At 48.2% G+C, this 12,879-nt stretch carries 13 protein-coding genes; all 13 read right to left on the reverse strand.

What is annotated here, in order from left to right; all coding sequences use genetic code 11:
• Positions 1 to 546: 546 nt before the first annotated feature.
• Positions 547 to 2,052: a lysine--tRNA ligase gene (gene lysS / locus BBG47_RS13485; protein WP_065292137.1), complete on the reverse strand. Its 1,506-nt coding sequence runs from the start codon at positions 2,050 to 2,052 to the stop codon at positions 547 to 549.
• Positions 2,053 to 2,276: 224 nt separating this feature from the next.
• The gene (greA, locus tag BBG47_RS13490) at positions 2,277 to 2,753 is read right to left on the reverse strand and encodes a transcription elongation factor GreA (RefSeq protein ID WP_021255209.1); all 477 of its coding nucleotides are present in this window, start codon (positions 2,751 to 2,753) and stop codon (positions 2,277 to 2,279) included.
• A 301-nt stretch (positions 2,754 to 3,054) separates the two neighbouring features.
• Positions 3,055 to 4,056 carry a tRNA dihydrouridine synthase DusB gene (gene dusB / locus BBG47_RS13495; RefSeq protein ID WP_021255208.1) on the reverse strand — a complete coding sequence of 334 codons (1,002 nt, stop codon included), beginning with the start codon at positions 4,054 to 4,056 and terminating at the stop codon, positions 3,055 to 3,057.
• 89 nt (positions 4,057 to 4,145) lie between these two features.
• Positions 4,146 to 4,346 (reverse strand): helix-turn-helix domain-containing protein, encoded by a 201-nt coding sequence (locus tag BBG47_RS13500; protein ID WP_021255207.1) that lies wholly within the window; start codon positions 4,344 to 4,346, stop codon positions 4,146 to 4,148.
• A complete protein-coding gene (gene folK / locus BBG47_RS13505; protein ID WP_065292170.1) occupies positions 4,304 to 4,864 on the reverse strand; it encodes a 2-amino-4-hydroxy-6-hydroxymethyldihydropteridine diphosphokinase in 561 nt (186 codons plus the stop codon). The genes BBG47_RS13500 and folK overlap by 43 nt, the downstream gene beginning before the upstream one ends.
• A 54-nt stretch (positions 4,865 to 4,918) precedes the next feature.
• Positions 4,919 to 5,332 (reverse strand): dihydroneopterin aldolase, encoded by a 414-nt coding sequence (gene folB, locus BBG47_RS13510; protein ID WP_065292138.1) that lies wholly within the window; start codon positions 5,330 to 5,332, stop codon positions 4,919 to 4,921.
• Positions 5,333 to 5,376: 44 nt separating this feature from the next.
• The gene (folP, locus tag BBG47_RS13515) at positions 5,377 to 6,243 is read right to left on the reverse strand and encodes a dihydropteroate synthase (protein WP_028532534.1); all 867 of its coding nucleotides are present in this window, start codon (positions 6,241 to 6,243) and stop codon (positions 5,377 to 5,379) included.
• 123 nt (positions 6,244 to 6,366) lie between these two features.
• Positions 6,367 to 7,251, reverse strand: coding sequence for an aminotransferase class IV (locus tag BBG47_RS13520; RefSeq protein ID WP_065292139.1), 885 nt, complete (start codon positions 7,249 to 7,251; stop codon positions 6,367 to 6,369).
• Positions 7,251 to 7,826 (reverse strand): aminodeoxychorismate/anthranilate synthase component II, encoded by a 576-nt coding sequence (gene pabA / locus BBG47_RS13525; protein WP_065292140.1) that lies wholly within the window; start codon positions 7,824 to 7,826, stop codon positions 7,251 to 7,253. The genes BBG47_RS13520 and pabA overlap by 1 nt, the downstream gene beginning before the upstream one ends.
• A 49-nt stretch (positions 7,827 to 7,875) precedes the next feature.
• A complete protein-coding gene (locus BBG47_RS13530) occupies positions 7,876 to 9,519 on the reverse strand; it encodes an anthranilate synthase component I family protein (RefSeq protein WP_065292141.1) in 1,644 nt (547 codons plus the stop codon).
• 231 nt (positions 9,520 to 9,750) lie between these two features.
• The gene (cysK, locus tag BBG47_RS13535; RefSeq protein ID WP_065292142.1) at positions 9,751 to 10,689 is read right to left on the reverse strand and encodes a cysteine synthase A; all 939 of its coding nucleotides are present in this window, start codon (positions 10,687 to 10,689) and stop codon (positions 9,751 to 9,753) included.
• A 204-nt stretch (positions 10,690 to 10,893) separates the two neighbouring features.
• The gene (locus BBG47_RS13540) at positions 10,894 to 11,835 is read right to left on the reverse strand and encodes a SurA N-terminal domain-containing protein (RefSeq protein ID WP_065292143.1); all 942 of its coding nucleotides are present in this window, start codon (positions 11,833 to 11,835) and stop codon (positions 10,894 to 10,896) included.
• A 57-nt stretch (positions 11,836 to 11,892) separates the two neighbouring features.
• Entirely contained in the window at positions 11,893 to 12,825 is a 933-nt protein-coding gene (gene hslO, locus BBG47_RS13545; protein ID WP_065292144.1) for an Hsp33 family molecular chaperone HslO, read from the reverse strand.
• Positions 12,826 to 12,879 lie beyond the last annotated feature (54 nt).

Consider the following 12,879-nt stretch of genomic DNA (forward strand, 5'->3'; position numbering starts at 1 on the left):
TCTCAGCGGCGACTCATATAATATATCACGACCACCAATAGTATGCAACAGGTAAAAAATTACTATTTCAATTTTATACAATCTCCCCTATTGAACTGTGCATAAAACCGCTCTACAAAAGGCTTTTTCGTGATTCATATTTCAATTGTCCTCACTTATAACTACCCCCTTTCCCCCTGTTTTACACAGCTAAAGGCTATATTCATGATTGTACACAATAATAGCAGCAGCTATCTGCATGCCGCACTAGATCACAAGTAACATCCATCCTATCATCTTCATTCATCCGAGCATACATGTTCTTTCATTTTCCTACATCCAGTGCAAACACCCGACTTCTTCAGTGTAGTCCCATGACACTTCTACATATTTCATCGCTATACCTGATGATTCAACCGCATACGATCACCGTAATTGAAATGAAACTAGTTATTCATTACATCTTTACCTTCTTTCTAATGGAATAGTAGCTATCTCCGAACGAATTAAAAAAGGATCGAACCTAGGCCTAAACCTAGGAGCGATCCTTACTAATGTACATTTATCTTAGTTGCTGCGCTCACGCATGTGAGGGAACAACAGTACGTCACGAATAGACGGCGCATTCGTAAGCAGCATAACGAGGCGATCTACACCGATACCAAGTCCACCTGTTGGCGGCATGCCGTATTCCAATGCACGAATGAAGTCATCGTCCATTTCATGTGCTTCATCGTTACCATGCTCACGCTCTTCCAATTGCGCCTCAAAGCGTTGACGCTGATCGATTGGATCATTAAGCTCTGAGAATGCATTTGCATGTTCACGCGCAACGATGAACAACTCGAAGCGATCTGTGAAGCGTGGATCCTTGTCGTTCTTCTTCGCAAGCGGAGAAATTTCAACCGGATGGCCCGTAACGAATGTTGGCTGAATCAACGTTTCTTCTACGAATTCTTCGAAGAATGCATTCAGAATATGACCGAATGTATGGTGCGGCTCTACCTTCACATTATGTTCCTTCGCAACACGATGCGCCTCTTCGTCTGTCATCTGTGCGGAGAAATCAACACCTGTCACTTCTTTAACTGCATCCACCATCGTTACACGGCGCCATTGCGGCGTCAGATCAACTTCGTGGTTCTGATACTGAATCTTCGTTGTCCCCAACACTTCTTGCGCAATATGCGCAACCAGATTTTCCGTCAGGTTCATGATATCGTTGTAATCTGCATATGCCTCATACAATTCAATCATTGTGAATTCCGGATTGTGACGTGTTGAAATCCCTTCGTTGCGATATACGCGGCCTATTTCGTACACTTTCTCCAATCCGCCCACGATCAAGCGCTTCAAGTGGAGCTCAATCGCAATACGCATGTAGAGTGTCATGTCGAGTGCATTATGATGCGTGATGAACGGACGTGCTGCCGCACCACCAGCGATTGCATGGAGTGTTGGTGTCTCCACTTCCAAGTATCCATGGGAATCCAAATAGCGACGCATCGATTGAATAATACGCGAGCGAGTGACGAACGTCTGCTGAACATCCGGGTTCATAATCAAGTCAACATAGCGCTGACGGTAACGCATTTCCACGTCCTTCAGGCCATGGTATTTCTCTGGAAGCGGCAAGAGCGACTTCGACAAAATCTCAAGCTCCAGCACTTTAATGGACAATTCACCTGTCTTCGTCTTGAATACCGTACCACGAACACCAATGATGTCACCTAGGTCAAGCAGGCTGTAAGCTTCAAATTTTTTCTCATCGATTGTATCTTGACGAACATAAATTTGAATACGGCCGGACAAGTCCTGGATGTGCGCGAAGCTAGCTTTACCCATGCCGCGCTTAGCCATGATACGTCCTGCAAGGCTAACCTCTACACCTGCTTCTTGGAGCTCATCCTTCTCCATCCCATCATACTTATCGAGCACTTCTTTTGCAGTTGCTGTACGCTCATATTTTGTTCCGAACGGATCTACGCCCAGCTTGCGAAGCTCGTCCAATTTGTTGCGGCGAATTTGCAGCAATTCACTTAATTCCGTTTCTTGATTGACGACGTCCGTCATTACACTCCACTCCTTGTATAATTAAATCGAAATATTCCATGATGTATGATAAATGCTTGGGAACGGCACTTATGCTTTCACGTTCTTTCATTTCTTTTCATGAAAAAAAGGGGACAATGTCCTCACTTCCTCACACCGCCGATTGGTGAAAAAAGCTTCCATGTATGGAAGCTTTCATCCCAACTTCTCATGCTTGACGCCACAAGATGCTTAGCCGCAGCCGATTAGCGCTTAATCTCGAGAATTTTGTATTGAATCACGCCTGCAGGAACGTTCACGTCCACAGTTGTGCCCTTTTGCTTGCCCAAAATTGCCTTGCCTACCGGGCTTTCATTCGAAATCCGGTTCTTCAATGGATCGGATTCAGCAGTACCGACAATTGTATATTCCATCTTGTCGCCGAATTCCAAATCCTCAACGATTACCGTCGAACCAATGCTTACAAGATCTGTGTCAATGTCATCGTTGTTAATGATCCGTGCGTTGCGAAGCATTTTTTCCAATGTAATGATACGACCTTCAATGAATGCTTGTTCATTCTTCGCATCTTCATATTCGGAGTTCTCGCTGATGTCGCCGTAGCCGATCGCTACTTTAATCCGCTCTGCCACTTCACGACGTTTAACGGATTTGAGGTTTTCAAGCTCATCCTCCAGCTTCTTCAGACCGTCCTGGGTCAGAATGACTTCTTTATCGCTCATCTTACCGATTCTCCTGTCATGATATATTTCGCATCCAGCCTCAGGGCTGCTAACAACGATCGATGCGAATGCAGCCGATGCGAATGCTATAGTTCATCATATGGCTTGATTGCCACATCATGACTCCACAACTTGGTCGTTCTTTGTCATACATAGTCGTGTAATATACACCAAGCCCGAGGCCAATTTTCTATTGTTGAATTATATGGGATGGATTTGCAAAAGTCAATGAGACCGTACATGCCCTTGAAAACGCTTCGATCCCCTGAACATGCGCCCGTAACAGCTTCTATTGCAGCAATTACTGAACCGTTGATTCAGCTTCTTGCTTCTCATTCACTTGACGTACATACTCCTCCAGCATGCGGGCAACTTCATCACGGCGTGTCTCTTCCATGATGGCATCCTTCACACGCGCGGCAGAAGGCAATCCCTTCAAGTACCATGCCAGATGCTTACGCATCTCCTTCACCGCCACCTGCTCCCCCTTAAGTGCAATGAGGCGATCCATATGAACAAGCGCAATACGAACTTTCTCTTCTGCCGACGGATCTGGGAGCAGCTCTCCTGTCGTCAAATATTCAATCGTGCGATACAGCATCCACGGATTGCCGAGTGCACCGCGTCCAATCATGACGCCGTCGCATCCCGTCTCTTCCAGCATACGCTTCGCGTCTTCCGGAGTGAACACATCCCCGTTGCCGATAACCGGAATCGAGACATTTTCCTTAACTTGGCGAATATAGCTCCAGTCCGCTTGACCCGTATACAGCTGCTCGCGTGTGCGCCCATGTACACTGACCGCTTGACCACCAGCACGCTCAACAGCTTTGGCATTCTCCACTACATAAATGTGATCGTGATCCCAGCCGATTCGCATCTTCACCGTAACCGGTTTATCTACAGCATCAACAACGGCCGACACCATCTCATAGATCTTCTCCGGGTTAAGAAGCCAGCGAGCGCCTGCATCGCATTTTGTTACCTTCGGTACAGGGCAACCCATATTGATATCAATAATATCGGCATTTGAATCTTTATCGACAATTTTGGCAGCTTCAACGAGAGATTTGCGATCCCCGCCAAAAATCTGCAGACTAAGCGGCTTCTCCCTATCATCTACATACAGCATCTCACGAGTACGCTCATTGCCGTGAACAAGCGCCTTGTCACTAACCATTTCTGCGCATACGAGTCCGCATCCGAATTCCTTCGCAATGAGGCGGAAGGCAGGGTTGCACACCCCAGCCATGGGCGCAAGCACGACTTGGTTTTTCATTTCTATATTTGCAATTTTCAGCATTGCTCGCACTCCTTTCAACTCTATCCCTATCCATATGGCTGATATGCCACACGGTTATCTATACAAAACAGGATTACCAATGTTCCATTTTACCGAAAGGAACCCGGTGATGCCAGTTCATCATGTGAAATATTTAATTGCTTGCATATTTCTTTCATTATCTGCTCATCAATCTGCCGATTTCCCCGCTCAATTTCACCGAGCACAGATACTGAGATGCGCACGCGTTCAGACAGCTGCTGCTGCGTCAATCCCCGAAGCTTGCGGAAAGCCCGGATTCGCTTGGCCACTTGCAAGGACTCCACTTCCGAATACCTTCCTTCCCATCCAGTGTTCCCAAGGCATGATGAACGAATGCGTGCAATTCGACAGCCGACTCCGGAACAATATCAGCAAGCGGCACGAGTACGAACAGCCGCTCTCCCATACGAGGATGCGGCAATGTAAGCAGGTCGGTATTCCATGAAGTATCGCCCATCCATAGTAAATCCAAATCAATGACGCGCGGGCCCCAGCGAATATCCCGCACTCGCCCCATTTGCTTCTCAATCGCAAGCATCGCCATCAGCAGTTCATCAGGCTGCAACGTTGGCCGAACACAAGCTGTCATGTTTAGAAAGGCAGGCTGATCCTCATATCCAACCGGATCTGTCTCGTAAATCGCAGAACATCGAACAACTTGAATTTTCTCCTGAGCTTGAAGATGTGTCAACGCATCATACAAGGCCCGCTCCCGCTCACCAATATTTGCACCTAGTGCAATATAAGCAGTCTGCTCTCCAGTATGTGTCACTGGATTGTAATCCATTCCTGCTTTCTCAAGCTCGCTACCGGAGAAATCCGTCTTCATTCCATCCATCTGCTATGCCCCGCTCCCGCTTGAACTCGATTCCGCCCGTACTCTCGTCATCTCAATCGTTACGCCTTGGAAATGTATATCGAACGGCGGGTTCGGCTTCGTTACGCGTACTGTTGCTTCTGAAATCAATGCATATTGCTCCAATAGGACGGCTGCAATACGTTCTGTCAATGCTTCGACAAGCTGATAGGACTCTTCTTCAACAATCTGCTTCACTGTATTATAGATTTCGGCATAATTGATCGAATGCTCAAGCTGATCAGATTTGCCAGCCGTGCGCAGATCTATTTGCAAGTCAAGATCGACAATCCAGCGCTGACCCAATCTCCGTTCCTCTTCGAATACACCATGCCGCCCGAACAATTCAATCCGATGCAACTGCATACGGTCAGGTTTCGATACTTTCGTATTCACCATGAATATACTCCCCTTCTATGCCAAAATAGGGTAATGTCACACCATTACTTCTCTGCGGCTCCATTCCGTTCTCTTGGATACAGCATAGCATCACACATCCGAACGGTCTGAACGATTTCTGATACATCGTGTACCCGCACAATTTGGCAGCCTTGGGCTACTCCCAACACAACCGTAGCTGCCGTCCCTTGAATAAGAGCATCCACTGGAAGCTGCAGTGTCTCACGGATGAACCGCTTGCGTGAAGTTCCCAGCAATACTGGGTACCCAAGCTCAACAAGCTCATCCAAATGATGCATGAGTTCCAAGTTATCCTCGTAGTCCTTGGCAAAACCAATCCCCGGATCCAGCCAAATATTTCGTTCTTCGACACCTGCTGCCTTGGCAATCGCCACACTCTCCAGCAAATCCCGCTTCACATCATCCACATACTGCTCATAATTCCGTTCAGGACGGTTATGCATTAAAATGATGGGACAGTCATAGGAAGCTGCAACACGTGCCATCTCCGGCTCCCGCTTGCAGCCCCAAATATCATTCAAAATATGAGCTCCCGCTTCTAACGCTTGTCTACCGACTTCCGCCTTGTACGTATCGATGGACAATGGGATATGAGGCATTGCCTCATGAAGCGCCTCTATAACGGGAATAACGCGGCGCAGTTCCTCTGCTTCTCCGACCGGTTCATGACCAGGGCGCGTTGACTCTCCGCCTATATCGATAATGTCTACTCCTTGCGCGACCATTTCCTTGGCATGCTCGATTGCACGATCAATCCGATCATAACATCCTCCGTCGGAGAAGGAGTCCGGCGTAACATTCAATATCCCTTGCACCAAGGTACGGTTGCCCAGTATTAATTCTGCTTGATTCCATTTATACGTGTGCTTCCAAAATGTTGGCTGCAACATATACGCATCCCCCACCCTGCCATCGTAGTGATCCAACTTAAAATTTCTTATCCCGTCGTCACCTGACATATCGGAACTTACTATTCGCAAGTTTCATGCACTCTCTAAATCAATCTCGTTTACCTACATCCTGTGAACTGTAGAGGTGCGATACAGATTCAGAAGCTCACGCGTACAAGTTCCTATCCGTCCGTCGCCCACCTGTCTCTTCTCACCTTCCGCATCGACAAGAATCGTCACCGGTACAAGTTCCTGAATGGAGGTTGTCAGGAATACTTCATCTGCCTTCCATAGCTGTTCCCAGCCATACTTACCTTCCTCCACATGCATACCTGCCTGGCCCGCCAGCTCCATGACCCACTGCCTTGTAATACCAGGCAGAATGCCGGTCGATACATCTGGTGTGTACAGACGACCATCTTGAACAAAAAACACATTGCTCACGATGCCTTCGGATACATGTCCATTGCAATCCAGCATGAGCCCCTCAGCTCCTAATACGGATGAATCCATTTGTGATAACTCCCGCTTAGCGACGATATTATTCATATATTGTCCCGACTTAAAGCGAACGTCTGTCTCGGGCCCGCTCCGCCGTGTACGAAGCAGTTGCAATGGCTTGCCGCATTCATACATTTCTTCCTGCAAGGCAGGCAGCGACTTCACAAGCACTAACACATTCGGATGCGTATACGCTTCCTGTGGCAGGCCAAAACCATTCTCGCCCGCACTTAAGGTGTAACGAATATATGCCTCCATCAGGCCGTTCGCATCCATCACTTCTCGAATATGACGTTCAACCTGCCCCATATCCACTACATAGTCGATACCAAGCACTCTGCAAGCCGATGTCAACCGCTCCATATGCCGCTCCAACAAGAAGGGCTTCCCATCGTAGGTGCGCATCGTTTCAAACAAGGTCATGCCGTATAAAAAGCCGTGGTCCATGACAGAAACCGCGGCTTGATCAACAGGTACTACCTTCCCATTCCAACCGATAACATCCATTATACGCTCGCCTTCGACTTTAAAAAGTTGCGCAGCATCTGATGCCCGTAATCCGTAATGATCGACTCCGGGTGGAATTGGACACCTTCAATCGGATATTCTCTATGCCGAAGCCCCATAATTTCGCCTTCTTCCGTAGAAGCCGTAATCTCGAGACATTCTGGCAGCGACTCCCGCTCCACCAATAAGGAATGATAGCGAGTTGCTGTAAACGTGCTTGGCAACTCTTCAAACACCGACTGTCCCTCATGATAGATTGGGGATGTCTTCCCGTGCATCAATCGCTGTGCACGGACAACCTTCCCGCCGAATGCCTGTCCAATTGCCTGATGACCTAAGCATACACCGAAGATAGGGATCTTGCCCTTGAAATGTGCAATGACATCAAGTGTTATTCCTGCTTCGTTCGGGGTGCACGGCCCAGGTGACAGCAGCAGATGATCCGGTTGCAGCTTCTCAATGCCTTCAATGTCGATTTCGTCATTGCGGTATACTTCCACCTGCTCCCCAAGCTCCCCTAAATATTGAACCAAGTTATACGTAAAAGAATCATAATTGTCGATAACAAGTATCATGCTAAGCTCATCCTCTCTCGGCCATGCCTGGCGGCATGCCTTACCTAATCTAGTCTCCCCGCTCCATCATGTCGCGTTCGCTCAACTGTACTGCCTTCCACAAAGCCTTCGCCTTGTTCCAGCTCTCCTTATATTCACGCGCTGGATCGGAATCAATAACAATGCCCGCTCCCGCCTGAATATGACCTACACCATCCTTCACGGTCATGGTGCGGATAATTATATTAAATTCCATGTCGCCATTATAGTCAATCCAGCCGAATGATCCCGTATATGGCCCTCTTCGTACTGGCTCCAATTCTTCGATGATTTCCATCGTTCTCACTTTCGGAGCTCCTGTAATCGTCCCTCCAGGGAATGTCGCTCGCAGCACGTCGAAGGCGTCTTTGCCGGCCGCCAGCTTCCCTTTCACCTCAGAAACCAAATGCATAACATGCGAGTAATACTCAATTGTCATTAACTCATCCACCCGCACAGAGCCGTATTCCGATATGCGTCCAACATCATTGCGCTCTAGATCAACGAGCATAATATGCTCGGCCTGCTCCTTCTCATTCGTACGCAACTCTTCTGCCATGCGGGCATCCTCTTCCGGGGTATGCCCTCTCCGTCTCGTGCCTGCAATCGGACGAGTGCTCACTTCCCCATCCTTCAGGCCAACCAGGAGCTCGGGGGAACAAGATACAAGCTGGAAGTCAGGGAAACGAAGCAGTCCCATGTATGGAGATGGGTTAAGCACCCTCAACCATTCATAGAGCCGTTCCGGAGTTTCACGCAGCGCGCGCATCTGTCTCATGGACAGGTTTACTTGAAAGACATCACCTTGACCAATATATTGCTGAATCTGCCGTACAGCCTCCTCGAAATCCCCCTTCGGGAATGCCGTCTGTACACCTTCCAGCACATCCACATCGAGAAGATTGCCTTCCTTCAGACAGCGGCGACGAAGCTCAGCGGCCTGCTTCGCCTCATCCGTACGGCAAGATTCCCACCAGACATCCCAGCGCTTCTTCAACTTATCTGCACGCTGGTAAGCAATCTCATAGTGGATAGATACCCATTCCTCATATCTGGATTCGGCGGTCTGAGTGGAGGACTTATCCTCCTTCATTTGGTGCTTGTACGCAGGTGAGGCGCTTGGATCAACCTCCGTCATTACCGCACAGTATAGCGCTTGTTCCTCATGATCGACAATCCATAGCTCATTCATTTGCATAAACACATAATCGGGAAGATTCAAATCATCCGCCGCCAATTCGGGGAGCCGCTCAATGGATCTAGCAATGTCGTAGCTTATATAGCCGACACATCCCCCAGTGAACTTTGGAAGCCCCTCTATGCGCGGCCCACGGTAAGGCGACATCCATTCCTTCACCAAATCTAACGGAGCTCCCTCGCGTACCTGTTCATTTCCGTCTGACAGGACGATGTGTGCAGAATACCCCTTCCCTCTAATCATAGATACGGGGTCTAACCCCACAATCGTATAGCGTCCACCCTTCCCGCTCTCCAGTACGAAGGTGCTCTGCCCTGCATCTGCCCATGCCGATTCCCAAGAAGGAATGTGCGTACTTCCTTCCTGCAATTCATACTTAACCACGTACGGAAGGATCGTGTATTGATTATCGATATAACAGCGCCATTGCTCTTGTGCGATAAGCGCCTGTCCCCTTGCTACTGTTGATTGAACCATATGACCACCTCTCCACCCTAGTCCATCATCCCTGCTTATCGATCCCAACTCTCCTTGGATGATAATCATTATCGGATTACTGATTAGTATAAACAATGAGACTACGGATGAAAAGATGAACCACTTACATTTTCTGCATTTCCCTCCATATAAAAATCCCCTCATCTCAGCTATCGTACAGAAGCATTATGCTTCCAAGTACGCAACTGGATGAGGGGATGTATTCATTCCTTAATCTTCGAAATTAAATAACGGTGTGCTTAAATAACGTTCGCCGTTGCTTGGTACGACTGCAACAATACGCTTGCCGACTCCCAATTCCTTCGCAAGCTGCAATGCAGCATAAATCGCTGCCCCCGAGGAGATGCCGACTAAGATGCCTTCTTCCTTCGCAACACGACGCGCTATCTCAAATGCGTCTTCATTCTCAACCGTAATAATTCGATCATAAATCTCACGGTTCAATATATCAGGTACGAAGTTTGCCCCAATCCCTTGGATTTTGTGCGGGCCTGGCTTGCCTCCAGACAATAATGGAGATGAGGCTGGCTCTACTGCTGCAATTTGAATGCCGGGGAAGTTCTCCTTCAGCACTTCACCAGCACCAGAGATTGTCCCCCCTGTGCCAATGCCAGCGATAAACGCATCCAGCTTGCCATCGAGCGATTGAATCGCTTCAACAATTTCTGGACCTGTCGTCTCCCGATGAATCTTGACGTTCGCTTGGTTCTTGAATTGTTGCGGGATAAAATAAGTAGGGTTCTCTTGTGCCAGCTCTTCAGCCTTGCGAACCGCACCATTCATTCCTTCTGCCCCCGGAGTAAGCACAAGCTCAGCCCCATATGCGCGCAGGAGATTGCGGCGCTCAATGCTCATCGTCTCAGGCATAACCAATATGGCCTTATATCCCTTCGCAGCAGCTACCATTGCAAGCCCAATGCCCGTATTGCCGCTCGTAGGCTCTACAATGGTATCTCCCGGCTTCAATATGCCTTCCTGTTCGGCTACCTCGATCATACTTATTGCGATCCGGTCTTTGACACTGGAGCCCGGATTCTGATATTCCAGCTTCCCATAAATTTCGGCGCTATCTTCTGGTACAATTCGATTCAGGCGTACAAGTGGAGTATCCCCGATTAGTTCGGTCACGCTATTGACGATTCTTGGCATAGAGAGCCCTCCCACAGGTTAATAGGAATTGAAATATTTCCGACTAATTCACTAGGTTTTAATTTATATTAGCAAGCCGATAGTCGAATGTCAATAGACCTACTCAAAAATATTCCAAGTTTTCTCGTTCTCTGTCTGAAAAACAACAAAAAGCCCGCCCGAATAAACCATCTTATTCGGACGGACTGCTATTCATGTCACCACTTACTGTGATGAAAAGGCTGCATCTGCAATTGCCGCGCCGTATTTCTCTCGGAGCGCTTTTCTCCATTGTACTAATGGAGGAGACTTCTCCAGCGCGATTTCTTTGCGAATACGCTCACGCATCTCATCATGTTGTTCAGGCCTTACTTCCTTCTTGCCAGTAAGCTGGATAATCGCATATCCATCCTTAATCTTAACCGGCTTCGAAGTATCGCCTACTTCCATCAAGGACACTTGGTTCAGTTCCGCGTGATCGATGAATGGATCATCCTCATCAATCCACCCTATTCTCCCACCCTGCTGTGAAGAGAAGGAGTCAAGAGAGAACTCACCTGCAAGGAAACCGAAAGATTCGCCTTGCTTAATGCGGCCAATAATTGCTTCCGCGTCAGCGACGTTCGATACTGTGATATGTGCCATTTGATAGGAGTTGATTGGCTCGTATTCACCCTTATGTTCACGCATGTACTCGTCAATATCAGCATCACCGATATCAATGCCGTACGTTGCGATTTTTTCCAATAGAAGTTGATTGCGCATGTCTTGGCTTAATTGTTCCGGACTCATTCCTAGTTGTTCTTTCATCGCTTGGTAATAAGCCTCTTCACTTTCATAACCCTTCATTTGACGCTTAATCTCTCGGGTGACTTCTTCAGAAGTCACCTCAACCCCGAGCGACTTCGCTTCCTGCTCAGCCGCTCGGTTCGTCAGCATCTGCTCCAGTACTAACCCACCGTACTGCTGCTCCAATTCTCTGTTCCACTCTGCACGCGTAATCTTATGCGACCCAACTGACGCAACGACTGATGAGGAATCGGATGAAGCAGGCTCGGGGGGCCCGACCGGAACATCGAGCCGTGAAATAAGTATGCCTGCAAGCACGATCACACAGGCAAACAATACAATAATACAGCCCCATAAGCTCTTGACTTCTCTCGTCATATCGCTTGCTTCCCTTACCTCATATTTCCTTGTAGCACGCCTGTGCTTACACTTACTTTACGATTGCGTCTTCTTCGTTACTGCCGCAGCAGCCAGCTTCTCAAGATCATCACGGTTGAAGGCATACGCCTCGTTGCAGAAATGACATACAACTTCAGCTTTATGATCCTCATTTATAATCGCTCGCAGCTCTTCCTGTCCTAAGCTAATAAGCGTGCTTTCCACGCGTTCTCTTGAGCATTGGCATTGGAACACAAGCGGCATCCGATCCATGATATGAACATCCTTCACGATCCATGTTACCAGCTCTTCAAGCTCCATGCCTTGATCAAGCAAGGCTGTTACTGGTGGCAATGTGCTTAACGATTGCTCAATCTTCGTTATCTCTTCATCATACAAGCCTGGCAGCAATTGAATAATAAATCCACCTGCATGTAGTACAGAATTGTCAGTGTCTACGAGTACGCCAAGCCCGACTGCGGATGGCGTCTGCTCCGATGTTGCAAAGTAATACGTAAAGTCCTCACCCAGTTCTCCCGAAATAATCGGAGAGCTTCCACGGTAAGGCTCCTTCAAGCCTAGATCCTTCGTAATGTGAATGAAGCCGCTGCGGCCTACTGCTCCCGCAACATCCAGCTTACCTTCTGAGTTGCTTGCTAAATGAACTTGGGGATGTGTCACATAGCCGCGAACCTCTCCACGCGCGTTGGCATCCGCAACGACCTGACCAATGGGGCCATCACCCTTCACCTGTACCGTAAGCTTCTCTTCGCCCTTCAGCATCGCACCCATCATTGCAGCAGCCGTTACTGTACGCCCTAATGCAGCTGTTGCTGTTGGGTATGTACCGTGGCGACGTTGCAGCTCATTAACCAAGTTAGTCGTGCGCGCAGCAAAAATCCGTACCTTTCCACCTAATCCAGTCCCACGGATAAGCATATCCTGCACGGTATCTTGATTGATGTTCTGTTGTTGCTTGCTCTCTTCCATGAGTGCCTCCTGTTGCCTTACATATTTTAAATACGAATGACAGTTTACAACGAT

Origin of the sequence: Paenibacillus sp. KS1 (assembly GCF_001680695.1) — a bacterium.
Taxonomy (GTDB): domain Bacteria; phylum Bacillota; class Bacilli; order Paenibacillales; family Paenibacillaceae; genus Paenibacillus_B; species Paenibacillus_B suaedae.